This window comes from Xanthobacter sp. DMC47 (assembly GCF_056313845.1).
Window position 1 is genome coordinate 1,338,054 of the sequence record NZ_JBQUZM010000004.1, and the last position, 25,878, is coordinate 1,363,931.

The 25,878-nt window shown below is 69.4% G+C and carries 22 protein-coding genes and 1 other RNA gene; 12 read left to right on the forward strand and 11 right to left on the reverse strand.

Annotated elements, in window-relative coordinates:
• Window positions 1–33 precede the first annotated feature (33 nt).
• Window positions 34–1,887 (reverse strand): AI-2E family transporter, encoded by a 1,854-nt coding sequence (locus tag ACT54R_RS18010; RefSeq protein ID WP_476328554.1) that lies wholly within the window; start codon window positions 1,885–1,887, stop codon window positions 34–36.
• Between the two features lie 141 nt (window positions 1,888–2,028).
• Here ACT54R_RS18010 and ACT54R_RS18015 point away from each other — a divergent pair, with 141 nt between their 5' ends.
• From ACT54R_RS18015 to ACT54R_RS18045, 7 genes are all read left to right on the forward strand, one after another.
• Window positions 2,029–2,349, forward strand: coding sequence for a hypothetical protein (locus ACT54R_RS18015; RefSeq protein ID WP_476328556.1), 321 nt, complete (start codon window positions 2,029–2,031; stop codon window positions 2,347–2,349).
• A gap of 81 nt (window positions 2,350–2,430) precedes the next feature.
• Entirely contained in the window at window positions 2,431–3,855 is a 1,425-nt protein-coding gene (locus ACT54R_RS18020) for an MFS transporter (protein ID WP_476328558.1), read from the forward strand.
• Window positions 3,856–3,860: 5 nt separating this feature from the next.
• Window positions 3,861–4,247, forward strand: a complete 387-nt coding sequence (locus ACT54R_RS18025; RefSeq protein WP_476328560.1) for a cupin domain-containing protein — start codon at window positions 3,861–3,863, stop codon at window positions 4,245–4,247.
• A gap of 73 nt (window positions 4,248–4,320) precedes the next feature.
• On the forward strand, window positions 4,321–4,554 hold the full coding sequence (locus tag ACT54R_RS18030) for a hypothetical protein (RefSeq protein ID WP_476328562.1): 234 nt from the start codon (window positions 4,321–4,323) through the stop codon (window positions 4,552–4,554).
• A gap of 154 nt (window positions 4,555–4,708) precedes the next feature.
• The gene (locus tag ACT54R_RS18035; RefSeq protein ID WP_476328564.1) at window positions 4,709–7,096 is read left to right on the forward strand and encodes an ATP-dependent helicase; all 2,388 of its coding nucleotides are present in this window, start codon (window positions 4,709–4,711) and stop codon (window positions 7,094–7,096) included.
• 108 nt (window positions 7,097–7,204) lie between these two features.
• Window positions 7,205–8,479, forward strand: a complete 1,275-nt coding sequence (locus tag ACT54R_RS18040) for a GGDEF domain-containing protein (RefSeq protein ID WP_476328566.1) — start codon at window positions 7,205–7,207, stop codon at window positions 8,477–8,479.
• Between the two features lie 10 nt (window positions 8,480–8,489).
• Window positions 8,490–9,401 carry a 50S ribosomal protein L11 methyltransferase gene (locus ACT54R_RS18045; protein ID WP_476328568.1) on the forward strand — a complete coding sequence of 304 codons (912 nt, stop codon included), beginning with the start codon at window positions 8,490–8,492 and terminating at the stop codon, window positions 9,399–9,401.
• Between the two features lie 20 nt (window positions 9,402–9,421).
• Here the strand turns inward: ACT54R_RS18045 and ACT54R_RS18050 are convergent, their stop codons facing one another.
• Entirely contained in the window at window positions 9,422–9,619 is a 198-nt protein-coding gene (locus ACT54R_RS18050) for a hypothetical protein (protein ID WP_168461964.1), read from the reverse strand.
• Between the two features lie 250 nt (window positions 9,620–9,869).
• Window positions 9,870–10,379, reverse strand: coding sequence for a thioesterase family protein (locus ACT54R_RS18055; protein WP_168461966.1), 510 nt, complete (start codon window positions 10,377–10,379; stop codon window positions 9,870–9,872).
• A gap of 206 nt (window positions 10,380–10,585) precedes the next feature.
• Between ACT54R_RS18055 and ACT54R_RS18060 the strand changes: the two genes are divergently transcribed.
• Both ACT54R_RS18060 and ACT54R_RS18065 read left to right on the forward strand, forming a co-directional pair.
• Window positions 10,586–11,998 (forward strand): FAD-binding oxidoreductase, encoded by a 1,413-nt coding sequence (locus ACT54R_RS18060; RefSeq protein WP_476328571.1) that lies wholly within the window; start codon window positions 10,586–10,588, stop codon window positions 11,996–11,998.
• Window positions 11,999–12,062: 64 nt separating this feature from the next.
• Window positions 12,063–16,052: an AsmA family protein gene (locus ACT54R_RS18065; protein ID WP_476328573.1), complete on the forward strand. Its 3,990-nt coding sequence runs from the start codon at window positions 12,063–12,065 to the stop codon at window positions 16,050–16,052.
• A 9-nt stretch (window positions 16,053–16,061) separates the two neighbouring features.
• Here the strand turns inward: ACT54R_RS18065 and ACT54R_RS18070 are convergent, their stop codons facing one another.
• The 6 genes from ACT54R_RS18070 to ygfZ all read right to left on the reverse strand — a co-directional run bounded on the left by ACT54R_RS18070 (window position 16,062) and on the right by ygfZ (window position 20,554).
• Window positions 16,062–16,583: a dihydrofolate reductase gene (locus ACT54R_RS18070; RefSeq protein ID WP_476328575.1), complete on the reverse strand. Its 522-nt coding sequence runs from the start codon at window positions 16,581–16,583 to the stop codon at window positions 16,062–16,064.
• On the reverse strand, window positions 16,580–17,845 hold the full coding sequence (locus ACT54R_RS18075) for a flavin monoamine oxidase family protein (protein WP_476328577.1): 1,266 nt from the start codon (window positions 17,843–17,845) through the stop codon (window positions 16,580–16,582). Before ACT54R_RS18075 ends, ACT54R_RS18070 begins: the two co-directional genes overlap by 4 nt.
• A gap of 17 nt (window positions 17,846–17,862) precedes the next feature.
• Window positions 17,863–18,450: an SspB family protein gene (locus ACT54R_RS18080; RefSeq protein ID WP_476328579.1), complete on the reverse strand. Its 588-nt coding sequence runs from the start codon at window positions 18,448–18,450 to the stop codon at window positions 17,863–17,865.
• A gap of 150 nt (window positions 18,451–18,600) precedes the next feature.
• Window positions 18,601–18,965, reverse strand: a transfer-messenger RNA (tmRNA) gene (gene ssrA, locus ACT54R_RS18085).
• A gap of 70 nt (window positions 18,966–19,035) precedes the next feature.
• Window positions 19,036–19,647 (reverse strand): DNA-3-methyladenine glycosylase I, encoded by a 612-nt coding sequence (locus ACT54R_RS18090; RefSeq protein WP_476328581.1) that lies wholly within the window; start codon window positions 19,645–19,647, stop codon window positions 19,036–19,038.
• A 28-nt stretch (window positions 19,648–19,675) separates the two neighbouring features.
• Window positions 19,676–20,554 carry a CAF17-like 4Fe-4S cluster assembly/insertion protein YgfZ gene (ygfZ, locus tag ACT54R_RS18095; RefSeq protein WP_476328583.1) on the reverse strand — a complete coding sequence of 293 codons (879 nt, stop codon included), beginning with the start codon at window positions 20,552–20,554 and terminating at the stop codon, window positions 19,676–19,678.
• A gap of 77 nt (window positions 20,555–20,631) precedes the next feature.
• Between ygfZ and ACT54R_RS18100 the strand changes: the two genes are divergently transcribed.
• The gene (locus tag ACT54R_RS18100) at window positions 20,632–21,972 is read left to right on the forward strand and encodes a dihydroorotase (RefSeq protein ID WP_476328585.1); all 1,341 of its coding nucleotides are present in this window, start codon (window positions 20,632–20,634) and stop codon (window positions 21,970–21,972) included.
• Window positions 21,973–22,139: 167 nt separating this feature from the next.
• On the opposite strand, the gene ACT54R_RS18105 is transcribed toward ACT54R_RS18100, so the two are convergent.
• On the reverse strand, window positions 22,140–22,364 hold the full coding sequence (locus ACT54R_RS18105; RefSeq protein WP_024277804.1) for a DUF2093 domain-containing protein: 225 nt from the start codon (window positions 22,362–22,364) through the stop codon (window positions 22,140–22,142).
• Window positions 22,365–22,439: 75 nt separating this feature from the next.
• The gene (gene xseA, locus ACT54R_RS18110; RefSeq protein ID WP_476328587.1) at window positions 22,440–23,891 is read right to left on the reverse strand and encodes an exodeoxyribonuclease VII large subunit; all 1,452 of its coding nucleotides are present in this window, start codon (window positions 23,889–23,891) and stop codon (window positions 22,440–22,442) included.
• A 167-nt stretch (window positions 23,892–24,058) separates the two neighbouring features.
• On the opposite strand from xseA, the gene purD reads away from it, so the two are divergent.
• Both purD and ACT54R_RS18120 read left to right on the forward strand, forming a co-directional pair.
• Window positions 24,059–25,324, forward strand: coding sequence for a phosphoribosylamine--glycine ligase (purD, locus tag ACT54R_RS18115; RefSeq protein WP_476328589.1), 1,266 nt, complete (start codon window positions 24,059–24,061; stop codon window positions 25,322–25,324).
• Window positions 25,324–25,752: an acyl-CoA thioesterase gene (locus ACT54R_RS18120; RefSeq protein ID WP_476328591.1), complete on the forward strand. Its 429-nt coding sequence runs from the start codon at window positions 25,324–25,326 to the stop codon at window positions 25,750–25,752. Before purD ends, ACT54R_RS18120 begins: the two co-directional genes overlap by 1 nt.
• The last annotated feature ends 126 nt before the right edge of the window (window positions 25,753–25,878 follow it).

Below are 25,878 nucleotides of genomic sequence, written 5' to 3' on the forward strand. Positions count from 1 at the left end.
TAACCGTCGCCCCCCGGCTCGGTCGGAGGGCCCTCAGGCCGCTCCCGCCCGCACCGGAACGACGGCGGGAGCGGGGGAGGCGGGCGCCTCCACCTGTGCAGCCTCCACTGCCCCCTTCACCGTGGACACCGCCGCCGCCTCGCCCTGGAGGACGGCCGGCGATTCCTCAGCCATGAAATCCGCCACCACCACACGCCGGCCGGTGCGGTCGCGGTTGAGGCTGCGGATGGTGTAGCGGCGGTGCGCCGGCGTCGCGGGAGAGAGATAGGCGAGGATGATCGCCTCCGCCTGCCCCGTCGCCAGCCGGCGCGCACCACCGGCCGGGGCCGCCTCGGCCTCAATACCGTCCGCCATCAGCCGGTGAACCAGAAGCAGGGCTGCCGCCTCGTCGAGCGCCGAGCGGGCGGGCAGGACCAGCACTTGGGGGCCTTGTGGCCGGGGCGCGGCCTCGCCGCTCTCGTCCGCGGCCGCAGGGGGCTTCTCGTCCGGCTCCGGCATGTGGTCCAGAAGGTCCGCGAGGGTGTCGCGGATGCGCTCCTGCCGGCTGGCGTCGAGCGCGCCGCGCGCCGCATCCCGCTGGGCAAGCCTCAAAGCGGGCATCACCACGCCGTCGCAATAGGCATCGAGATCCTTCTGCCGCAGCACCTCCTCGGCGGCGGCGGCGGCCTCGATGGGGTCCGCGGCCAGAAGGCGCTGATAGAGGAGTTCGCTGTCCGACAGGGGCGGCCGGTCGCCCAGTGCCACGTCGAGGAATTCGAGGCTTTCCACGTGGCGCCCGAGCACCACCAGACACAAGGTAAGAGGGGTCGAGAGCAAGAGGCCGATCGGCCCCCACAGCCAGGTCCAGAAGGTGGCAGCGGCGATCACCGCCACCGGCGAGAGGCCGGTGGAACGGCCATAGAGCAGCGGCTCGATCACATGACCCACCAGCGGTTCAACCACGATGAAGAGGGCGGCGGCCGACAGCACCATGGTCCAGCCGGGGTCCACCGCCAGCGCAAAGCCGATGGGCAATGCAGCGGCCACCGCCGCGCCCACATAGGGGACGAAGCGCAGCACCGCCGCGGCGAGGCCGAACAGCAGCGGGCTCGGCACCCCGATGAACCACAGGCCGAGGCCGATCACCGTTCCGAAGGCGGCGTTCAAGCCCACCTGGGCCAGGAAGAAGCGCGACAGCCGCCGTGCCGCATCATCCAGCGCTGCCGTCGTCCGCTGGATGTCGTGGGCGCCGGCGAGGCGCACGAAACGGTTCCTGAGGTCCTCGCGCTGGAGCAGGATGAACAGCACGAAGATGAAGACGATGCCGAGCGTCGCCAAAGGATGCAGCAGTGGCGCCATGACGGTGGAGAGGGTACCGAGCGTGCCGGGCGGCGGCTGGCGGATTTCCACCGGCAGAGGCCGACCGCCCGTCGCAAGGAGCCCGCCCTCCTCCTTCGCGGCTTTGGCCGGATCCGGAGCCTCGAGTTCCCGGCCGAGATCCTGGATCATGTCCATGGTCCGCTCGAACGTGCCGGAGCCGCCGGTCGCCTCCTTGAGGGAGCGTATCTTGTCGCTCAGGTTCAGCCGGTATTTCGGCAGCTCGGCGACGAGATCTGAGGTCTGGAGCGCGATGACCGAGCCGAGCGCCAGCAGGCCCACGAAGGTCGCGATCACCACCACCACCGCCGCCGCCGTCCGCGGCACCCGCACGCGCCTCAGCACCAGAATGACCGGAGCCAGCACAAAGGCGAGGAGGATGGCCACCGCGATGGGCACGAACACGTCGCGCCCCACATAGAGCACTGTGACGATGGCGATGGCGGTGAAGAAGGCGAGCAGCCGGTCCCGTCCCGGCAGATCGGCGCCTGCGGCCGGGCCGGGCAACGACGGATCCTGTGACTGCAGCATCGCCGCCTCTCCCCAATTTCGCGCCCGCGGCGCCGAACAGGGCATCAACGCTGCGGCGTGGCAGTTGATCCATGGCACTGCGAGATCGCGCTTGGCGGGCCGGAACGAGGGGCTCGACCGTGGCGTTCAGGGGATGGATGGATGCAGGGAGCAGGAAGCGCCATGTACATCTACAAGGTGGTCTGGCGGGCCGGCGACGAGGATCCGCTGCATGTGCGGGACAAGCGCCCGCCCAAGGCCATTGCCCGCGACCTCATCAAGGACGGCTACCTCGTGACCGAGGCGGTCGCCGTGCGCGCCGCCTCCTCCGCCTTCAAGGACGAAGACGGCAATGCGGTGCAGGAGGAGTTCTTTTCCGCCGCGCCGGTGGGCGCCGTCGTGCTTGTGGCATCCGCGATCGCGGCGCTGGTGGAACATGTGGTGCCGGCAGGGGCCGAGCCCATGCCGGAATTTACCGCCTGAGGAGACTCACGCCCGCGCACGGTTTCCCTCGGGCGTTCGGGCTGCCATGGTGCGGCGTCGCTTGCCAGCCGGAACCCGCCCTTGCCTTCCTCGCAGCCCTTCGCCCGCGTCCCGCGCCGGGCCGTGGTCGGCTGGATCCTGTTCGATCCGGCCTGCCAGCCATATTTTACGCTCATCACGACCTTCATCTTCGCCCCCTATTTCGCTTCCGCCGTGGCACCGACGCCGGCAGAGGGGCAGAGCCTGTGGGGTTTTGCCACCGGGGCGGCGGGGCTCGTCATCGCCATCTGTTCGCCTATCCTCGGCGCGGTGGCCGATGCCTCCGGCCGGCGCAAGCCGTGGATCGCGGTCTTCGGGCTGATGCTCATGGCGGGTTCGGCGCTGCTGTGGTTCGCGGTGCCCGGCGACACCGCGCGCATCCCGCTCATCCTCGCCGCCTTCGCCATCGGCACCATCGGCGTGGAGTTCGCCACCGTCTTCAACAACGCCATCATGCCCGACCTCGTGCCGCCGGAGCGGCTGGGCCGGCTTTCCGGCACCGGCTGGGCGGCGGGCTATTTCGGCGGGCTGGTGTCGCTCGCGCTGATGCTCTGCTTCTTCTCCACCGCGCCGGACACCGGCCTCACCCTCATCGGCCGGCCGCCGGCCTTCGGCCTCGACGCCGCGACCCGCGAGGGCGACCGCTTCTGCGGCCCGCTGACCGCTGTTTGGTTCGCGGTGCTGGTGCTGCCCATGTTCCTGTTCGTGCCCGACCGCGCGAAAGGCCTGTCGCCGCGCGAGGCGGTGCGCAAGGGACTGTCCGAAATCCGCGTCCTGATGCCGAAGCTGAAGGCGCGCCCGGCCCTCGCCCGCTTCCTCATCGCCAACATGATCTATGCGGACGGCCTCGTCGCCCTCTTCGCCTTCGGCGGCATCTATGCGGCGGGCACCTTCGGCTGGGGCTCCATCGAGATCGGGATCTTCGGCATCCTGCTCACCCTCACCGGCACGGCCGGGGCTCTGGCCGGGGGGTGGCTGGACGATGCCTTCGGCCCGCGCGTGGTCATCCTCGGCGCGCTCCTCGCGCTGCTTTTCGCCTGCGTCGGGCTTCTCTCGGTGGCGCGCGACTCCATCCTGTTCGGCCTCGTGCCCACCGCGCCGGGAACGGGTCTTTACGGCACCGTGCCGGAGAAGGTCTATGTGGGCCTCGGCCTCCTGATCGGCGCGGTGGCCGGCCCACTCCAGGCCGCCTCGCGCACCCTGCTGGTGCGCCTCGCGCCGCCGGAGAATATCGGCGAATGCTTCGGCCTGTTCGCGCTCTCCGGCAAGATCACCTCGTTTGCTGCCCCCACCACGGTCGCCATCGTTACCGCCCTGACCCAAAGCCAGCGCGCGGGGGTGGCGGTGCTGGTCGCCTTCTTCGGGGTCGGTGCCATTCTTGTCGCAGGCATCCGCACACCCTTGCGGCAGAATGCCGGACAGGCGAAGGATGCGACCCACGCCGTCCGCCAGGCGCGCAGGGAGTGACCCCCATGGCCATCCGCTCCATCCGCTTCGATCCGCACCCGCCGCTCGACCCCGGTGCGGCGACGACCGTGCATGAATGGTATCAGGATCGCACTGGCGCCTTCTCGGCGGGCTTCTGGGCCTCCGCCCCGTCGGAGATCGAGGTGAGCTACGACGAGGACGAATTCTGCGTCCTCATCGAAGGCACGGTGGAACTCACCGATGCTTCGGGCCACACCGAGACCTTCCTCGCCGGGCAATCCTTCGTCATTCCCTCGGGGTTCAAGGGGGTGTGGAAGAGCGTGACGGCGGTGCGCAAGTTCTACGTGGTCCACCTCCCGTCGCCCGCCCCCGGAGCCCCCAAGGCCGCGCCCTCCTTGCCTGATGCCGCCGGTGACCTCGCAGGAACCTGAACGCCCGCCGGGAACCACCCCGGGCACACACCTGTTGCCCTTCCGGGATGTGATTTCGGAAGGAGGCTCGCCCATGTCGATCCGGCTGCAACTCGCCGCCATGCTGTTCATGATGATCCAGGCCGTCACGTTCTTTGCCGGCCTGCTGGCGCTGCTGCTGTCGCCGCTGGCGCGCGACGCCATGAGCGTGATGCCCTTCGTCGTGATCGGCTCGTCGATCGTGTCCGCGCCGCTGTCGTGGTGGCTGGCACCCCGGCTCAGGGCCCGGACCTGGCGGCGCGAGGGCACGCTCGAACTGCTCAGGTGAAGGATCATCCGCGGCCAAGCTCGCAATCCGGCGCGCGCGATGCCATTTTGTTCCCTTGAGCGAATCACGCGCACCGAGACCTGTTGCATTGAGACCGCCTGAATCCCCGCGCCGTCCGGGCCATGAACCCGGCGGAGCGCCAGAGCTTCCCGCCTTGAAGCCCGGCGGCATTGCCGCGCGGGCGCGTGCCGGCATCGCGCCCGCCGGGCCGCAGGCCTCCTATCTCTCCGGCCTCAATCCCGAGCAGCGCGAGGCGGTGGAGACGCTTGACGGTCCTCTGCTGGTGCTTGCCGGCGCCGGAACCGGCAAGACGCGCGTGCTCACCGCCCGTGTCGCCCATATTCTTGCCTCCGGCCGCGCCTTTCCTTCGCAGATCCTGGTGGTGACCTTCACCAACAAGGCCGCGCGGGAAATGAAGGACCGCATCCACGGCATGGTCGGCGACCAGATCGAGGGGATGCCCTGGCTCGGCACCTTCCATTCCATCGGCGTGCGCATCCTCCGGCGCCACCACGAGCTGGTGGGGCTGAAGAGCGGCTTCACCATCCTCGACACGGACGACCAGATCCGCCTGCTCAAGCAGCTCCTCGCCGCCGAGAACATCGACGAGAAGCGCTGGCCGGCACGCCTGCTCGCCGCCACCATCGACGGCTGGAAGAACCGCGGCCTTTCGCCCAAGGACGTTCCGCCCGGCGAGGGTGCCGTCTTCGCCAACGGCAAGGGCGGGATGCTCTATGCCGCTTATCAGGCGCGCCTCAAGGCGCTGAACGCGGTGGATTTCGGCGATCTGCTGCTGGAAGGCATCCGCCTGTTCCGCGAAAACCCCGACGTGCTCGCCGAATACCACCGGCGCTTCAAGTATCTGCTGGTGGACGAGTATCAGGACACCAACGTCGCCCAGTATCTGTGGCTGCGCCTGCTCGCGCAGGGCTCGAAGAATGTCTGCTGCGTCGGCGACGACGACCAGTCCATCTATGGCTGGCGCGGCGCGGAGGTGGACAACATTCTTCGCTTTGAAAGCGACTTTCCCGGCGCCAAGGTCATCAGGCTGGAGCGCAATTACCGCTCGACGGGACATATCCTCGCTTCGGCCGCCCACCTGATCGCCCACAATGAGGGGCGGCTGGGGAAAACCCTGTTCTCCGAGGGCGACGAGGGCGAGCGAGTCTCCGTCACCGGGGCGTGGGACAGCGGCGAGGAGGCCCGCGCGGTCGGCGAGGAGATCGAGGCGCTGCAACGTGCCGGGCATCGGCTATCGGAGATCGCCATCCTGGTCCGCGCCTCCTTCCAGATGCGCGAGTTCGAGGATCGCTTCGTCACGCTGGGCATGCCCTATCGCGTCATCGGCGGCCCGCGCTTCTACGAGCGGGCGGAAATTCGCGATGCTCTGGCCTATCTGCGCTGCGTGAACTCCACCGCCGACGACCTCGCCTTCGAGCGCATCGTGAACGTGCCCAAGCGCGGCATCGGCGATGCCACGGTGAAGCAGATTCATGATGTCGCCCGGGCCGCCGGTGTGCCCCTTCAGGAAGCCGCGCGCGTGCTCACCGAGAGCGAGGAGCTGAAGCCCAAGGTGCGCGGGACGCTGCGCGGGCTCATCCAGGCCTTCGAGCGCTGGCGCGAGCAGGCGCGCACCATGTCCCACACCGAGATTGCCGAGATCGTCCTCGACGAGAGCGGCTATACGGAGATGTGGCAGAAGGACCGCTCCGCCGAGGCCGCCGGGCGGCTAGAGAACCTGAAGGAACTGGTGCGCTCCATGGAGCCGTTCGAGAACCTGCCCGGCTTCCTCGAGCACATCTCCCTCGTGATGGACGTGGACAACGGCGCCGGCGAGGATGCGGTGCAGGTCATGACCCTGCATTCGGCCAAGGGGTTGGAGTTCGACACCGTCTTCCTGCCCGGCTGGGAGGAAGGCCTGTTCCCTCACCAGCGCGCGCTGGATGAGCAGGGCAAGGCGGGCCTCGAGGAGGAGCGGCGGCTCGCTTATGTGGGCATCACCCGCGCCCGTGCCTCCGCCCGCATCTGGTTCGCCTCCAACCGGCGCATCCACGGCATGTGGAATTCGACGGTGCCCTCCCGCTTCCTCGACGAACTGCCGGACGCGCACGTTCAGGTCGAGGAAAGCCGCGGGGGCATGGGCTGGGGCGGCTCGTCCTACGGCGGCGGCGGCAGCTACGGCCAGAGCCGGTTCGACCGGGCCGAGCCCTTCGCTGCCTCCTCCTATTCCACCCCCGGCTGGCAGCGGGCGCAGACCCAGCGCGGCCGATCCGACACGGGCGGCGGCGGGCGGGGAGGGTTTTCCGAGCGCGGCGGGCGCTATGATGCCGGCGCTGCGGCCCGGCGCGGGCCGATGGTGATCGAGGGTACGCTGGTGGCCTCCTCCGCCGCTCCCTCCTCGGCCTTCAAGCGGGGCGAGCGGGTATTCCACATCAAGTTCGGCTATGGCGAAATCACGGGCATCGACGGCAACAAGCTGACCGTGCAGTTCGACAAGGCGGGCGAGAAACGGGTGGTGGATACCTTCGTCGAAAAGGCCTGATGCAATATTTGCGGGCGACGACCTAAATAGCGCCCCATTCCGGCCCGGCGGCCCTCATCTCCGCCCTGATCTTCCCCTAGCGTCGCCCGCGCCGCAGATTCCAGATTGATGATCGCACTCAACATCCTCCTGCTCGGCGCCGAAATGCTGGTGTATTTCGGCGCCATGCTCGCGCTGTTCCGCCTGCGCGGCACGCTGGGCATAGGCGTCTTCTTCTGCGCGCTGGGCTCGCTCCATTTCATGGAGACGTATCTGGCCGCCGCCTACTACGTGCAGTTGCCCTTCGCCGTCTCCCTGTCGCCGGGCTCCGTGGTATTATTTTCCGGAAAACTGGCGCTTCTGCTGCTCGTCTACATTCGCGAGGACGCGCTGGTCGCGCGCCAGCCCATCTATGGCCTTTTCCTCGGCAATCTGGTGCTGCTGGCGCTCGTTTTCCTGCTGCGCCAGCACGATGTGGTGCCGGCCCCCGGCACGCCCGCGGACATCACCTTCATGGACCAGCTCGGCGCGCTGGCGGTGTGGAGCACGCTGCTGCTCTTCATCGATTCCATTGCCATGATCCTCATCTACGAGCGCCTGTCGTCGCGCGTGAAGCGGCATCCGGTGGCAGTGATCTGGGCGACACTGGCGCTCGTGCTCACCTTCGATCAGGTGGGCTTCTTCGGCGTGCTGCATTTTGCGCTCGACGTGCCGTTCTCTGCGGGCGTCGGCGGCTGGGTGGGCAAGATGGTGGCGGCGGGCCTCTATGCCCTCATGCTTGCCCTCTATCTCGACCGCTTCGAAATGGCCGGCAATCCGCAGCGCCCGCGCATCGCCGACGTGTTCGACACCCTCACCTACCGCCAGCGCTACGAGCAGCTGGAGGTGACCTCCCGGCTCGATCCGCTCACCGGCGTGCTCCACCGGGGCCAGTTGGAACCGCTGGGCCGCGACCTCGTGGCGATCGCCCGCAAGACCGGCCGGCCCATGAGCCTGCTGCTGGTGGATGTGGACGACTACAAGGAGGTCAACGACCTCCACGGCCACGCCACCGGCGACGACGTGTTGCGGCTGCTGGCGGGCGCCATCTCCGAGAGCCTTCGGCAGTCGGACCACGTGGTGCGCTATGGCGGCGACGAATTCGCGGTGCTGGCGCCGGGTGTGTCCCACGTCTCGGCGGTGGCCCTCGCCCACATGCTCAACGAAAGCGTGGCGGGGCTCACGCTGCCGGCCGGGGTGCGGCAGCAGACCCTCTCCATCGGCGTCGCGACATTGCCCGAGGACGGCCAGACCTTGACGGCACTGCTCGAAGCGGCCGACAAGCGCCTCTACGCGGCCAAGGACGCCGGGCGCAACCGCGTGACGGGAGCGACGGGCGACGGCGGCCCCAGCGATAACGGATGACGTTTCACCCATGCTCGAAGGCCTCCCCCCCAACGACGCCACCCATGTGATGCGGGTCGAGGCGCCGCGCCGGCAGGCGCAGCGCATCGCCGACCTGATCTCGGAGACGTTCGACCCCGCCGAGGTGGCCGTGGCCAATTTCGAGCGGACGGACGACGACTGGGTGGTGGAAGTCTACGCCGGGGCAGCGTTCGATCCGGACATGCTGCGCGAGCTGGTGGAGATCGCGGCCGGCCCGGAACTGGCCGCCGCCGTCACCTTCGGCGAGATCGAGCAGAAGGACTGGGTGGCCGCGAGCCTCGAAGGCCTCGCACCGGTGGCCGTCGGACCGGTCGTGGTCCATGGCTCCCATGATCGCGGGCGGGTGGGACCGCACCGGATCGGCATCGAGATCGAGGCGGCGCTGGCCTTCGGCACGGGCCACCACGGCACCACCCAGGGCTGCCTCCACGCCATTGTCCACGCCGCGCGCAAGGGACGCCCGCAGCGCGTGCTGGACGTGGGCACGGGCACCGGCGTGCTCGCCATTGCCGCCGAGCGGCTGTTTCACACGGAGATCGTGGGGAGCGACATCGACATCGTTGCGGTGCGCACGGCCAAGGCCAATGCGGCGGCCAACAAGGCGCCGGGGGTGCGCATGGTCCATGCGGCGGGAGCCGGGGCGCGGGCAATCCGCATCCATGGCCCCTACGACCTGATCCTCGCCAACATCCTGCTGCCGCCGCTGAAGCGGCTGGCGCGCCCGCTCGCCTCATTGCTGGCGCCGGGGGGACGCATCGTCCTGTCGGGGCTGCTCACCGCCCAGGTCCCGGCCGCATTGGCGGCCTACCGGGCGCAGGGGCTGCACCTCGTCAGCCAGCGGCATATCGAGGGCTGGGCCACACTGACCCTCGCCGCGCGGTCGGGTCGGCCGCGCGGATGAGAGGTCTTACCTGAAGCGTGTCAGTTCAGCGGATCGCGACCGTTGAGCTGGACATAACGGGACAGTTCGCGCTCGGCCTGCTCCATCCGGGCGGCGATGATCGCGTCCATCAGACGGCCGAAGAAGCCCTTGCCGGCAGTCTTGCCAGCCGCAGCCTTGGGAGCGGCAGAGCGGGTGTCGCGGGAGAGGGTGTCGGGAGAAAAGGTAACGGCGCTCATGGAGGCCTCCTGCACTGGCCCTACGGGGCTTTATCGCAGTGCAATATATGCCTCTGTGCGACGCAGCAGAACTTCCCGCTAGACATGCCAGACCTGCGCCGAGCGCACGGTAAAGGCATGGTTGCCGATTGGGCAGACGCGGCCCGAAGAGAAAGGCGGCCGGGCGTTATCGCCTCAGCCGCCACCGGCGCACCAGCGCCGCGATGACCGCGATGGACGTCAGGATCACGGTCGCCCCTATAGCCGCGCTTCAGGATCGCGACGGCATGGACACCTTGCGGCCAACGCCGTCAAGAGGCGGCAAGCCCGCATGGGCGGCGCGCATGGTGGCGATCCGTTCCAGCACGTCGTCCGGGAAGGGCACCACCCGCCGGGAGCCGAGGTCCACGTGCAGCGTGATCTGCTCCGACGTGGCGGAAACCCAGCCGTCGGTGGCATGATGCAGCGACTGGAAGAGGTGCAGCCTCTTCTCGTCGTAGTCGAGCAGCCGCATCGTCACGCGGACCGGCGAGTCAGGGGCCAGTTCGCGGGCATAGCGGATATGGGATTCGCCGGTGAAGAAAGAGGCGCCGCGGGCGCGGGCGTAGGACGGACCCAGCCCGAGCAGGCAGAGCGCCTCATCCAGCGCTCGGTCGAAGATGAGCGTGTAATAGGCCACGTTCAGATGGCCGTTATAGTCGATCCAGTTGCTCTCCACCTTCATGGAGGAGGACACGAACGGGGCAAAGAACACGGGTTCAAAGTCGATTCGGTCGAGCATGGCCGCCTCGCTTCGTCAGGTTTCAGATTTTGCCGCTTGTGATGGCACTGTGCCGTGCTAGGAGGCATCCGTCATCCTGAAAAAGCGCCGCAGGGCGAATCAAAAAAGTCACTGTCAAGTCGAAACTGCTTCTAAAACGGTTCAATCCAATTTTGCGCCATCCGGGGCCCGCCCGGCCGGCGCAGACAAAGGTTAAGGATTTGTAAATGGTTGCCGCAGCCGCGAAATCCGACAGTGCAATGCCCGATCGCATCGCCCAGGCGGTGCAGCGCCTGCAGGCCGCACTGGATCACAAGGTCGTTACGGGCCGCGCCGTGCGGGAACAGCACGCGAACGTGACGACATACCTGCCCAACGAGCCCGCGGACGCCGTTGTTTTCGCTGAATGCACGGAAGATGTGCAGGCCGTCGTCCGGGTCTGCGACGAGCTGTCCGTCCCGGTGATCGCGTGGGGCGCGGGAACCTCGCTGGAGGGCCATGTGAACGCCCCCTTCGGCGGCATCTGCATCGACCTCTCGCGCATGAACCGCATCCTGGCCGTCAACACCGCCGACCTCGACTGCGTGATCGAACCCGGCGTCACCCGCAAGCGGCTGAATGAGGAACTGCGCGACCAGGGCCTGTTCTTCCCGCTCGATCCCGGTGCCGACGCCTCGCTGGGCGGCATGGTCTCCACCCGCTGCTCGGGCACCAATGCGGTGCGCTACGGCACCATGAAGGACAACGTACTGTCCCTGAAGGTCGTGACGCCCAACGGCGAGATTCTCACCACCGCCACCCGCGCGCGCAAATCCTCCGCCGGCTATGACCTGACCCGCCTGTATGTGGGTGCGGAGGGCACGCTCGGCATCATCACCGAGATCACCCTCAAGCTCTACGGCATCCCGGAGGCGGTTTCCGCCGCCGTCTGCCCCTTCCCCAGCATCGAGGCCGCCTGCAATACGGTGATCGCCACCATCCAGAGCGGCATCCCGGTGGCGCGCATCGAGCTTCTGGACGAGGAGCAGGTGAAGGCCTCCAACGCCTACGCCAAACTGGCGCTGGCCGAGACCCCCACCCTCTTCCTCGAATTCCACGGCACCGAGGCGAGTGTCCACGAGCAGGCCGATCGCTTCGGCGAACTGGCGGCCGAATTCGGGGGCGGCCCCTCGGTGTTCGCGGTGAAGCCGGAGGAGCGCACCAAGCTCTGGCAGGCGCGGCACGACGCCTACTGGTCGGTCCTGCCCATGCGGCCGGGCGCCAAGGCGGTGGCCACCGACGTGTGCGTGCCCATTTCCAATCTCGCCGAATGCGTGATGGAGACCAAGCGCGACATCGTGGAGATGGGCCTCATCGCCCCCATCGTCGGCCATGTGGGGGACGGCAATTTCCACACCACGCTGATGGTGGACGTGGACGATCCGGAAGACCTCGCCAAGGCCAAGCTTTACATGAAGCGTCTGGTGGAACGCGCCCTCGCCATGGGCGGCACCTCCACGGGCGAGCACGGCGTCGGCCAGGGCAAGATGAAATACATGGAGGGCGAGCACGGCGCCGCGGCGCTGGAGGCCATGCGGGCGATCAAGCGGGCGCTCGACCCCAAAAACATCATGAATCCGGGAAAAATCGTCGCGATCTGATCGCAATCCCTGCGCATAGGGTTAAGCGTCCCTTTATGATCGGGGGCCTCATCGGGAGACGCGTGTGCAGGGCATTCTCATCAGCCTCGCCTCGGCGATAGTCCTCGCCATCAGCGCGGCCTTCGCCGCGCCGTTCGTGGTGGACTGGAACCAGTGGCGCGGCACGTTCGAGACCGAGATGGGCCGCACGCTGGGCCTGCCCGTGGTCATCCGCGGCCCCATTGACGCGGAAATCCTGCCCGCGCCCCGCATCGTGCTGCGCGACGTGACCCTCGGCGACGTGGTTTCCACCGGCGGCACAGTGAAGGAACTCACCGCCGAGCTCTCCCTCGGCGCCCTGATGCGTGGCGACATCCAGGCCACCGGCGTCACCCTGCGCAAGCCGCAGATCCGCGTGGTGCTGGACAGCGCCGGCCGCGTCGCCATGCCCACCGGCACCGGCCGGGCTTCCGAACTCTCCATCGCCCGGCTGGAGGTGGAAGACGGCAGCCTCGATCTGCTCGACCGCGCCTCGGACCACCGGGTCAGCATCGACGACCTCGACCTGAAGGGCGAGGCGCGCTCCCTCGCCGGCCCCTTCCGCCTCGATGGCGAAGTCCAGGCCGGCGAAGCGCGGTTCGCCGTGCGCTCCACCCTGGGCAAGATCGGCGATGACGGCGCGGGCAAGCTGCGCATCGTTCTCGACGGGCGCACCCGTCCCTATGCCCTCGATCTCGACGGCAGCCTCAACGTGGCCGGCGCCAAGCCGCGCTTCGACGGCCGCGCCACCCTTTCCCGCCATGGCGACGGGGCGGAGGCCTGGCAGCTCTCCGGCACGCTGAAGGCGAGCCCGGAAGCGGTACTGGCGGAAAGCCTTGATCTGGCGCTGGGCGGCTCGGCCACCCCGGCGCAGCTCACCGGCACCGCGCGCCTCGCCCTCGGCCGCGCCATCGGCCTCGATGCGGTGCTGAATGCCCGCAGCCTCGACATCGACGCCGTGCGCGCCGCCACCGGCACGAAGGACGCCGACGCCGGCAGCGGCAGCCCGGCCGCCTCCCTCGCCCGCTTCCTCGGCGGCGTCGCTGCCCTGCCCGCGCCGGACATCGCCTCGCGCATCGGCCTCTCGGTGGACCAGCTCGTGCTTGGCGGGACCATGGTGCGCGACGTGCGCGCCGACATCTCCGGCTCTGCCGCCGGCTGGCGGGTGGACAGCGCCGAGGCGCAGTTGCCCGGCAAGGCCGCGCTCCGCCTCTCCGGCATGCCGACCCGCGCCAATGGTGGCGGCGGCTTCGACGGCAATGTCTCCTTCTCCGCCGATGACCCGGCTGTCTTCCTGCGCTGGGCCGCGCCCACCGCGCCGCGCGACTATGTGGCGGCGGCCAAGGGCCCGGTGCGCATTTCCGGCCGCGTCACCGCCGGGCCGTCGCGCATCGCGGTGGACATGCTGGACGCCACCTTCGCCGCGAGCCGGATGCGCGGCTCGGCCTCGGCTGCGCTGCCGGACAACGCACCGCCCAAGCTCGATTTGCGCCTGTCGCTGGACGGCTTCGACCTGGACCCGCTGATCGCCGCGGTGCAGACCGCCTCGGCGGCGGTGGGCGGAGGTGCGGACGGGCAGATGGCGCTTGAGGGGCGCAACCTCACCCTGTCCGGCCTGCCGCTGCGCGGCCTGAATCTGGACGGCTCCGCCACCGGCGGCAACTGGCGCCTCGCCCGCCTCGTGATGGACGATTTCGCCGGCCTGCGCGTCGAGGGTGCCGGACGGATGGAGAATTTCTCCACCACGGCGCGCGGCGAGTTCAACATCGCCGCCTCCGGCGCCAAGGCCGATGGGCTCGTGCCCGTGGCGCGGCTGCTGGCCGGCGAGGAAACGGCGCAGGTCATCGGCAGCCTCCTGCCCATCGCCTCCCCGGTGAAGCTCAACAGCACCGTCGTCTGGGGCGAGGCCGGCGGGCGCAATGTCACCATCGCCGGCACGCTGGGGCAGATATCGGGCGATGTCTCCTTCGCCCGCACCACCGCCGGCGTGCCGCTGCGCATCGCCCTGAAGGCAGACGCGACCGACGGCGGCCGGGCGCTTTCCGTCCTCGGTGTGGACGGGCTCGGCCAGCGGCTCGGCCCGGCCCACGTGGAACTCTCCGTCGATCCGCTGACGCAGGACGAGGCGCAGGTGCGCGGCCGCATCACGCTCGCCGACCTCACTGCGCAGGCGCAGGGCACCGCCCGCCTTTCCGGCGGCAGCATCGAGCCCAATCTCGCCATGCGCCTCGACGGCGCCGACCTCGGCCGGCTGCTGCCGCAGGCTTACGCCGCCGTGGAAGGGCCGGTGCCCACCGCCCTCGCCTTCACCCTCTCCCGCCGCGCTGGCGCGTGGCGCCTCGGCGAGCTGACCGGCTCGCTGGCGGCCGCGCCGGTTTCCGGCAGCGTGGAGTTCGAGCCCGGCGCGGTGCCCCGCCTCTCCGGCAAGCTGGCGTTCGATAGCCTTTCGGTGCCCCGCATCCTTGGCATGTTCGCCGCCCGCGCCAGTGCGGAGAGCGGACCGGCCGGCCTGTGGAACACCGCCCGGCTCGCCCCTGCAGCAGCGGGCGGCATCGGCCTCAATCTGGAACTTTCCGCCGGGCGCATCGCCGCGCTCGGCCCCTATGCGCTGGACAAGGGCCGCCTCGTGCTGGTCAGCGACGGCACGGACTTCGACCTGCGCGACCTCTCCGGCAGCCTCGGCGGCGGCCGGGTCGCCGCCTCCCTCCGCCTGAAGCGGCAGAACGACCTTCTCCAGGCCGACGGCCGCCTCGTGCTGGAACAAGTGGACGCGGCCGCCCTTCTCGCCCCCACCGGCGCCCGCACCCCGCCCAAGGGTCGCGTGAACCTGCTGCTGGATCTCGGCGGCTCGGGCCGCAGCGTCCAGTCCATCGTGCAGAGCCTCTCCGGGCAGGGCACCCTTGGCGTGCGCGACCTCGTCATCGAGAATGCCAGCCCCGCCGCCCTCGACGCCGTGCTCGCCGAGGCTGCCCCCCTCTCCCCTCCGCCCGACGAACGCCGCACCGCGCAAATGCTCGATCGGGCACTGGCCAGGGGGCCGCTCAAGCTCGCCTTCGTGGAATCAACCCTGGGCGTGGTCAACGGCGTCGCCCGCCTGTCCCCCGCCCGCACCACGGCGGACACCGTGCGCGTCGGCCTCTCCGGTAGCCTCGACCTGACGCGGCTGATCCTTGATGCAGGCGTCGATTTTGAAGGCGCGGAGGCCGCCGGTGGCGTGCCCGGCGGCGCCGTCGCCTGGCGCGGACCGTTGGCGGCACCCGAGCGGCGGGTGAGCGCGGCGGCGGCGACCAGCGTCATCGCCATGCGCGCCATCGAGCACGAAACCCGCCGTCTGGAAGAACGCCAGCGCGGTGGAACGCCAGCCCCCGTGCCGGCCACCGCCCCGGCGGCACCTACGACCGTCGCGCCGGCTGCGGTCTTGCCCGCGCCGGTCGTTCCTGCTCCGGCTCCGGCGCCTGTTCCCGCCCCGGTCGCCGTCGCCCCCGCGCAACCGACCACCCCGCCGCCTGCGGCGCCCGCCCCCCGTCCGGCCGTCACGGCGCCTGCGCCTGCTCCGGTGGCTCCCGCACCGGCACCGGCACCCGTTGCGACCGCTCCGGCGGCCGCGGTCGTCGCGCCCGCGCCAGCGCCCCAGCCGGCTCCCGTGCCGGTGCCGCGCGCGGTGGATCGCAATCAGGAGATCGAGCGGCGCGACGTGCCCGCCTCAGGTTTCGGGGTACCCACCGCCTCCGGCACCGCCGGCACCGCCACACCGGGCGAGGTCCAGTCCCGCCAGACCCATCAGGCAGCACCGGCCCGTTCCGAGCCCGAGCGCCAGCAGGAAAGCCGTGCCACGCCCGAGCCCAATGCCGAGCCGCGCCACCAGCCGGTGGTGCGCCAGACCCAGCCGCAGCCGCCCGCGCCGCGCCGCACGGACCGCGTTGAGCCGCCGCCCCCGCCGCGCTTCGCCGTCCCCGCACCTTCGGACGGCCAGTTGCCGCCCACCTCCGGCTTCGGCGACCTGCCGCGTCCGCCGGGCCTGGTAGGCGCGCGCTGAGCGGGCCGCTCAGGCCCGTTCGAGCGTCACATAGGTAAAGGCGGCTTCGTCCTTCTCGCCGCGGATCGGCCCCTCGCGACCGGTCTCGCGCCATTGAGCGCGATCGAAGGTGGGGAAGAGCACGTCGCCCACAGGTGCTGCATCCACCTCGGTCAGGTGCAGCCAGCGGGCGATGGGCAGGGTCTCGCGAAACAGCCGCTCGCCGCCAATGACCATGATGGCGTCGGCACCCATGGCGTCGGCCGCGTCATCCGCCAGCGCGAGCCCTTCCGCGAGGGATCCGCCCTTCAGCACGCCCTCGGGCGGCGTGAATGCGGGATCGGCGCTGATCACAACCGAGGTGCGTCCCGGGAGCGGCTTGCCGATCGACTCGAAGGTGCGCCGCCCCATGAGGATCGGCTTGCCCCAGGTGATGGCGCGGAAGCGCTTCAGGTCCGACGGCAGCCTCCACGGCAGCCCCCCGCCGACGCCGATGACGCCGTTCCTCGACACTGCGACCACCAGCGCTAGGGGATGGCGGGTCGCGCTCATGCTGCGTGCTCCAAGTGTGCGAGGGCGGTTTCGGCGGCGACGATCCCGGAGAGGTGCGCGCCATGGCAGGTGGAGAAGGCGGGACCGCCGAGCGCCTCCCCCGCGAACACGATGCGCGGGTCGAACGGTTGGTGAAGCTTCGCGCGCAAATGGGCCTTGCCCGGCAGTGCGCAGGAATAGGCCCCGCCGATAAAGGGCATCCCGGTCCAATCGGTGGTGAGGCGCCGGACGACATGGCGCCGCACGTCTTCTCCGACCGCAGTGGCCAGCACACCGAGGGCAAACTCGGCCAGCGCATCGGCCCCCTCGGCCGCGACCGCCTGCGCCTCCGGCCCGGCCACATGGACCAGGGCCGCCGAGGCGCCGCCCGGCCGCAGCATGACCGAGGCGCCAGCGCGGGCCGGATCGGCCGGGTCCACCGCGTCGAAGCCGCTGCGCTCGGGAACGCCGAAGATGTCCCGGTCGAACAGCAGCGCCACCTTCTCCGCGAAGCCCAGCGGCAAGGCGGCGAACGCCTCCGCGAGGTCCGGCGGCAAAGCGGGATCAAAGGCGAGCCGGCCGGAGGCAATCACCGCAGTGGACACCGTGACCACCACCGCCCGGCAGGCGATCGTGCCGCGCTCCGTCTCGATGGCGAGGCGACGGCCACTGCGATCGATGCGACGGACGGGACAGCCGAGCGTCACCTTCAGGTCGCCGGCCACCGCCAGCACCAGCGCGCCGTAGCCGTCGAGCACCGGCCAGTTGTCGTCGGTGTCGCGATAGAGCGCGAAATCCACGGACGAGATGTCCGCCGGCCCCGCCGCTGACATGAGCTCCAGCCAGTGCCGTGTGAGGACGCCATAGCGCCCGGTGCCCTGCTCCGAGATCACCTCGGCGGCGGAAATGTCCCGGCCAGCTTGGCCGGCGGCATAAATGGCGTCGAAGACGGCATCCACCTCCGCGTCGGCGGCATCCTTCTCCGCATCGGTGGAGAAGCGGTCGCCAAGCAGGAGACGCCGGCGCATCGGCGCGCCGCGCCCGACACGGAAGCCGCGCGCATCAGCGAGGGCGGTGAAGGGGTTGTCCCGCGCATCGTGCAGCCAGTGGCAGCCGAGGTCGAAGGGAACGTCGAGCGTTGTGGTGTCGGTCGCCGCCCGGCCGCCGGCGATCGGGGCGGCCTCGATGACCTCGAAGGGAATGCCCGCGGTCCTGAGCCGCGCCCCGGCCGCGAGGCCGGCGGCACCGGCCCCGATTACGACCACATCGGTTTCAGCGGTCACCCGGGCGGTCCGGCCGGCTACTTCTTGTTGCGGAAGACGTCGAGCTGCACCACCTGCGCGCCGCCGGCGGGCTTGTCCTCGCCCTCGGCGGAGGACACGGCGCTGGCCAGCGCCGGCTCGGAGGCGGCGCCGGGCGCGGGCTTGAGTGGGGTCGGGGCGTTCGAGGCGATGGGGGTCGAGCCGGGCGCATTGGCCGAGACAGGCGTCTCCAGCGGAGCGTCGTCGGTCTCTTCTCCGTCCGCGTCGGCGGTGAGGGTCTCGAACTGCAGGCCGAACTTCACGGCCGGATCGAAAAAGCCCTTCAGGGCGGTGAAGGGCACGAGCAGCCGCTCGGGAATGCCGCCGAAGGAGAGGCCGACCTCGAACGAGGTTTCGGTGACGATCAGGTCCCAGAACTGGTGCTGGAGCACGATGGTCATCTCTTCGGGATACTTCTCCTTCATCCGCTGCGAGAGCCGGACGCCCGGCGCGCGGGTGTCGAAGGAGATGAAGAAATGGTGGTCGCCCGGCAGGCCGGTCTTGGCCACGTCCGTGAGCACGCGGCGCACCACGGAGCGCAGGGCCTCCTGGGCGAGAAGATCGTAGCGGATGTGATCGACCGTCATGTGCCCGCTTAAGTCCCCTCCGGCCTGATGACGAGCCAGGCTCCGGAGACCTTCCGAATGGACCCGCGAACGGGTGGCCCCGCGGACGGCGCCGCAGCCGAAAGGACGAACGAAGGAGCGCGCTTCCCCCCTTCGGCCGGTCGGGAGGGAAGTGGAGGCTTCTGTTGCCAGGTGCCTCCGAACCCCGCCTATCCAGTGCTACCCGGTAGGACTTTGATTTCGATCGTCAAACCGCTCACGCGGCCTGAGCAACCGGAGCATAGTTGTCGTTGGCAACTATAAGTTTAGCCCGATAACGGCGGTACAATGCCGAGCGAAAGAATGCTCTTTACACCCTCGTCGATCCTATTTCGCCCCCGCCGGAGCCCGTCTCCCGGTGAGGGGATACGGGCTTTGGTGGAGGCGCCGGGTACCGCCCCCGGGTCCGAAAGGCTTATTCCAACACCGATTTATCGCCATAGCCGACTTGCGCCGGCCCGCTGAATATAGGCGCCGCCGCCGGCCGATGAAAGGGGCGCGGGGCAGAATGTCCCGCTCTGTCCCCGGTTCCGCGTCGCGGTGCCCACTGCCTCACGCCCATCCCCCTCAGGCTTTGGCACAGTGGCAGCCTTCCAGATGATCATCCACGAGGCCGCACGCCTGCATGGCGGCATAGACGATGGTGGGGCCAACGAACTTGAAGCCCGCCGCCTTGAGGCGTTTGGACAGCGCCTTCGATTCGGCCGTCTCTGCGGGGATGTCGGCGATGCGCCGGGGGCGGTTCACCTTCGTCTCGCCGTCCACCGCGTCCCACATGAGATCGGCGAAATCGACGCCCTTGTCCCGGAGGTCCAGATAGGCGCGGGCGGAGAGCACCGCGCCCTCCACCTTGGCCCGGTTGCGCACGATGCCGGCATCCTGCATCAGCGCCTCCACCTTGGCGGCGTCGTAGCGGGCCATGGTCTCCGGCTCGAAGCCGTCGAAGGCGCGGCGAAAATTTTCCCGCTTGCGCAGGATGGTGATCCAGGAGAGGCCGGCCTGGAAGCCGTCCAGCAGCAGCTTCTCGAACAGGGCGCGGCTGTCGCGCTCGGGCACGCCCCATTCATCGTCGTGATAGGCCATGTAGAAGGGATCGGTGCCGCACCAGAAGCAGCGGGCGTGCCCGTCTTCGTGCGCGATCAAGGGCTGGCGCACGGGCTTCGGCGCGGCATCATCCATTCTGTCCGGCTCCTGTGACTTGGAAAAATCAGGTGGGCTTGAACTTGGCGTCCAGCGCGCTGACCTTCTTTTCCCAGTCCAGCGGGAAGGTCGCCCATTCGGGCTTGCGCAATTCCACCTCCACCGCCCCGGCGGTCAACGGCACGCCCTCGGCGCGGGCGTCGGTGGCGCGGTCGAGGCGGACGGTGGCGATGCCCCGCCCCTCGGTGACGGAGGTGAGCTGGCCGACGCTCTTGTCGCCGGCCACGATCTCCTGCCCCACCGCCAGTGGGGCGGGGAAGATCACTTCCACCAGCCGGTTGCGCGGGGTGGAGCGGTGCTCCATGCGGCTCACCACCTCCTGCCCCACATAGCAGCCCTTCTTGAAATCCACGCCGCCGAGCTGGTCCATGTCGGCCTCGTGGGGGAAGGTGTCGCCATAGGTGAAATCGGCGCCGCCCTTGGGGATGCCGAGCGCGATGCGGTGCGCCTCATAGGCGGCAAGGTCGCTGGAAAGCCCCTCCGCCGCCGCCTTCTCCAGCACCAGCCGCTGGCCGAGGCCGGGATAGCGCGGATCGGTGAAGAGCCGGCCTTCCGGCAGGGCGCCGTGATCGCCGAACACGGCCGCCACCGCGAGGTCGGCCGCCACCTCGAACGTCACCTTGGCCCTGAGGCGATGGAAGATCAGCCGCTTGAGGAGATCCTCCGCCCGCTCGGCCGGGGCATCGAACAGGAAGCTCTCTTCTGCGAGGCAATAGAACAGGAAATCGGAGATGATCTTGCCCTGCGGGGTGAGCAGGCCGCCATAGCGGGCGTCTCCCGGCGCCATGGTCTTGACGTTGCAGGTGATGACACTGTGCAGCAGCTTCACCGCATCGGGGCCATCGGCACGAATGAGGGTACGATCGTTCAAATGAATGAGCGGCATGGGGGCCGTCCTTGTCAGCAAAATAAAAACCAGATTTAAGGCCGCCTGCCTGTCCCCTTCAAGAGCGAGCCCGTCCCATGCCCGTGACTTTCGATCTGCTGCTCAAGGGCGGCGCGGTCGCGACCCCCGCCGGCATTGCCGTTCAGGATATCGGCGTCACGGGCGGGCGCATCCGCGCCATCGGCGATCTTTCCGCCGCGAGCGCGGGCGAGGTGGTGGATGCCACGGGCCTGCACATCCTGCCGGGCGTCATCGACACGCAGGTGCATTTCCGCGAGCCGGGGCTGGAGCAGAAGGAAGATCTGGAGACCGGCTCCCGCGCGGCCGTCATGGGCGGCGTGACCGGCGTGTTCGAGATGCCGAACACCATTCCCCAGACCACCAACCCCTCCGCGCTGGAAGACAAGATAGCCCGCGGCACGAACCGCATGCACTGTGACTTCGCCTTCTACGTGGGCGGCACCCATGACAATGTGAAGGACCTGCCGGAGCTGGAGCGCCTGCCGGGCGCCGCCGGCGTCAAGGTGTTCATCGGCTCGTCCACCGGCTCGCTGCTGGTGCCGGACGATGACGGCGTGCGCAACATCCTCAAGGTCATCCGCCGCCGCGCCGCCTTCCATTGCGAGGACGAGCCGCGCCTGCAGGAGCGCAAGGGCCTGCGCGTGCCGGGCGATGCCTCCTCCCACCCGGTGTGGCGCGACGAGATCGCCGCGCTCACCGCCACCCGCCGCCTCGTCAATCTCGCCCGCGAGACCGGCGCGCGGGTTCATGTGCTGCACGTGACCTCGGCCGAGGAGATGGATTTCCTCGCCGATGCGCGCGACGTGGCCTCGGTGGAGGTGACGCCCCATCACCTCACCATGGCCGCGCCCGAATGCTACGAGCGGCTCGGAACGCTCGCCCAGATGAACCCGCCCGTGCGCGGCGAGCGCCACCGCGACGGGCTCTGGGCGGCGATCAGCAACGGCGTGGTGGACGTGCTTGGCTCCGACCACGCGCCGCACACGCTGGAAGAAAAGAGCAAGCCCTATCCCGAAAGCCCCTCGGGCATGACCGGCGTGCAGACGCTGGTGCCGCTCATGCTCGATCACATCGCCGCCGGCCGCCTGACGCTGGAGCGCTTCATCGACCTCACCAGCGCCGGCCCGGCGCGCCTGTTCGGCATCGCGCGCAAGGGGCGGATCGTGGTGGGCTACGACGCCGACTTCACCGTGGTGGACCTGAAGCGCCGCGCCACCATCACCAACGGCTGGATCGCCTCGCGCGCCCAGTGGACGCCCTACGATGGCAAGGAAGTCACCGGCTGGCCCGTGGGCACCTTCGTGCGCGGCCGCAAGGTGATGTGGGAAGGCGAGCTGACCGGACCGTCGAGCGGCAAGCCCATCGGCTTCCTGGAGACGCTTCAGCCGCAGGGGTGAGACGCCCCATCGAGACATTCAAATACCGTCGCCCTCCGGCTTGACCGGAGGGCCCACCGTTCCGCTTGGGGAAGCTTTCGAAAACTGGGGCGGACGGCACCCTGGGTCCTCCGGTCAAGCCGGAGGACGACAGCGCGTAAGACACAGGAAAAGGCGGAAGCCGCCCTTCACCCCTGCCGCGGCTGCTCGCGCACGCGGGTCAGCACGGCCTCGGGGCTGGCATAGGCTTCCTGCAGGTCGACGCTCCAGTACCGCAGCTCGTCGAGCGGAATGGTCTGCCCGGTCACGGCGCAGCGCACGAAGCTGCCGGGCCGCAGGATGCGGAATTCACCATCAAGGTAGCGCACTTCCGCCTCGCCATGGGGCTCGGGGAAGCGTTCGAATCTGTTCATCACCTGGGGAGCGTCCCGAAAACTGGTTTGTGACAAGGATAGCCCTTTGCGCCGCAACGCGAAAGGGGCGCACCATCAGGGGTCGAAAAGCGTCGGCCCCTCTACCTTCTTTGGCTTGCGCCCGGGGGCGCGAGGCGCCGGCCGGGGCGTTGCCTCCGGCGGGGGCATACCTTCTCCAGCCCGCACAGCGACGCGGCCATCGGCGAATTCGAGGCTCAGCGCCGCCCCCTCCGCAATGTCCGCCGCCCGCCGCACAGCATGACCACCGGCATCGCGCACCAGCGCGAAGCCGCGCCCCAGCACCTCCTTGTAGGAGAGTGCCTTGAGCAGTTGGGCAAGCGAGGCGAGGCGCGCTGTGCGGCGCTCCTTCTGCACGTCGAGCGCCCGCCGCATGCGCCCGTCCAGCGCCTCAAGGCGTTCGCCCGCCCGTGCCAGACGCGTGCGCAGCGCCTCCGGCGACAGGCGCGCGCGCACCGCCGCGAGCTGGAGCCGGTGGGCGGAGGCGTTGGCCCGCAGGGCGCGCGGCAGCCGCTCGGCGGCGAGGTCCAGGCGCTGGCGCGGCTGGGCCAGCAGGGTTTCGGCCGCCGGCAGGAGCCGGGCGAGGCCGCGCAGATCCGCCCGACGCCGGTCGAGGAGGCGCAGGGGCGCGGCGACGAGGCGCGCGCCGAGGTCTTCAACCGTGGCGATGAGATCGGTGCGCACCGGCACCACCATCTCCGCCGCAGCCGTGGGGGTTGGCGCGCGCACGTCGGCGGCGAAATCGATGAGCGTCACGTCGGTCTCGTGGCCCACGGCCGAGACCAGCGGGATCATGCTCTCCGCCGCTGCCCGCACCACCGCCTCGTCGGAAAAGCCGAGCAAATCCTCCAGCGCGCCGCCGCCCCGCGCCACCACGATGACGTCCGGCCGGGGAATGGGCCCGCCCTCGGGCAGATCGTTGAAGCCGCGGATGGCGGCCGCCACCTCCGCCGCCGAGGTCTCGCCCTGCACCCGCACGGGCCAGACCAGCACCCGCCGGGGGAATCGATCGTTGAGGCGATGCAGGATGTCGCGGATCACCGCCCCGGTGGGCGAGGTGACGACGCCGATCACCTTGGGCAGGAACGGCAGCTCCTGCTTGCGGGCGGGATCGAACAGACCTTCGGCCGCAAGGCGGCGCTTGCGCTCGTCCAGCATGGCCATGATGGCGCCGGCACCGGCGAACTCCAGCGCCTCGATGACGATCTGGTAGCCGGACTTTCCCGGATAGGTGGTGAGCTTGCCCGTCGCCACCACCTCCAGCCCTTCCTCGGGCTTGAGGCGCAGGCGCTGGAAGGTGCCCTTCCAGATCACCGCATCGAGCCGCGCGCCGGCATCCTTCAGGCAGAAATAGGCGTGGCCGGAGGAATGGGGGCCGCGATAGCCGGAAATTTCGCCCCGCACCCGAACGTGGCCATAGGCGTCCTCCACCGTCCGGCGCAAGGCGGCGGACAGCTCGGAAACGCTCCATTCGGGCGCATTGGCCCTGACTTCGGCATCATCGGTCATGCGAATCGAAACCCGGATGGGTGGCCAACCAGCATAACGGGAAGGTGCCCCATGCGGCGAGCGCAGAGCCCTGCCCCTTGTTTGCGCGGCCTTGAGCCGATAGGCGATGAGAGCAGAAAACCAAGATCGTCGGAAACCAAGACCGCCGGAAACTCGGGGGAGGCCGCATGAACATCCTGCTGCTCGGTTCGGGAGGGCGTGAGCACGCCCTCGCCTGGAAGCTGGCGCAGAGCCCCACCATTGGTCAGTTCTACGCCTTGCCCGGCAATCCGGGCATCGCCGAGTTCGCGGACGTGGTGGAAGGCATCCCCCTGTCCGCCCACGACACCATCGTGAAATGGTGCCAGGAGCACACCATCGACCTGGTGGTGGTCGGCCCCGAGGCGCCCCTTGTGGCCGGCCTCGTGGATCGGCTCGCCGCCGCCGGCATCCTCGCCTTCGGTCCCACCGCGGCGGCCGCCCGGCTGGAGGGCTCCAAGCTCTTCACCAAGGAATTGTGCAAGGCGAACGACATCCCCACCGCCGCCTTCGGCCGTTTTACCTCCACCGCCGAGGCTGCCGCCTACATCCGCGCGCAGGGCGCGCCCATCGTGGTGAAGGCGGACGGGCTGATGGCCGGCAAGGGCGTGGTCGTCGCCCTCACCGTCGAGGAAGCGGTGGATGCGGTGGAGCAGGTGTTCGCCGGTGGCGGCACCGAAGTGCTCATCGAGGAATTCATGGAGGGCGAGGAGGCGAGCCTGTTCGCCCTCGTGGACGGCGAAACCGTCGTCGCCTTCGGCAGCGCCCAGGACCACAAGCGCGCCTATGACGGCGACCTTGGCCCCAACACCGGCGGCATGGGCGCCTATTCACCCGCTCCGGTCCTGACGGAAGAGCTGGAGCGCCGGGCGCTGGAGGAGATCCTGATCCCCACCGCCCGCGCCATGGCCAAGGCCGGAACGCCCTATCGCGGCGTGCTCTATGCCGGGCTCATGCTCACCGCCACCGGCCCCAAGCTGGTGGAATACAATTGCCGCTTCGGCGATCCCGAATGCCAGGTGCTGATGCCGCGCTTTGCCGGGGACCTTGTGGAGGTGCTCCACGCCACCGCCGCCGGCCGCCTCGCCGAGGTGACGCCGCAGTGGGCCCCCGTCTCCGCCATGACGGTGGTCTATGCCTCGCGCGGTTATCCCGGCCCGCACCAGATCGGCTCGCCCATCGGCGGCCTCGGGGAGGCGTCGGCGCTGGAAGGCGTCACCGTGTTCCAGGCCGGCACGCGGATGAAGGGCGGCACGCTCGTCTCCAACGGCGGGCGCGTGCTGAACGTGACCGGCACCGGCGCCACGCTCGCCGAGGCCCGCGAACGCGCCTATGCCGCCATCGCCCGGATCGACTGGCCGGACGGCTTCTTCCGCTCCGACATCGGCTGGCGCGCGCTCGGAAAGGCCGGCTGATGGCCGAAAAGGCCCCCCTCCCCGTCCTCGACGACTTCCCGGTGAAGGCGCGGGATACCATCCGCTATGGCGACACCGACATGCTGGGCCATGTCAACAATGCGGTGTTCTCGACCTTCCTGGAGACGGGGCGCACCCACCTGCTGCTGACGCCGCGCCGGCTCGCCCCGCAGGGCATGGGCTTCGCCCTGGTCCGCCTCGTGCTCGACTACCGGGCGGAGATGCACTGGCCGGGCGAGGCGGAGATCGGCACGGGCGTCATCTCCCTCGGCCGCAGCTCGGTGGGCCTCAAGCAGGCCATCTTCCAGGATGGCCAATGCATGGCAACGGCCGAAACGGTGGTGGTGCTGTTCGATCTTACCGAACGCCGCGCCGCTCCCCTGCCCGACGACATGCGCGCCGCCCTCGAAGCGCTCCGGATGGCCTGACCGGCCTGAACGCCTGAACCGATCGCATTTGCTTTCGTAGGAGATGTCTTTCCGCGCGCTAAATTCACATATAAATTATGTTTTTGACGTGGATTCACATTCGATATTAAATTCGGCGAAATAGTC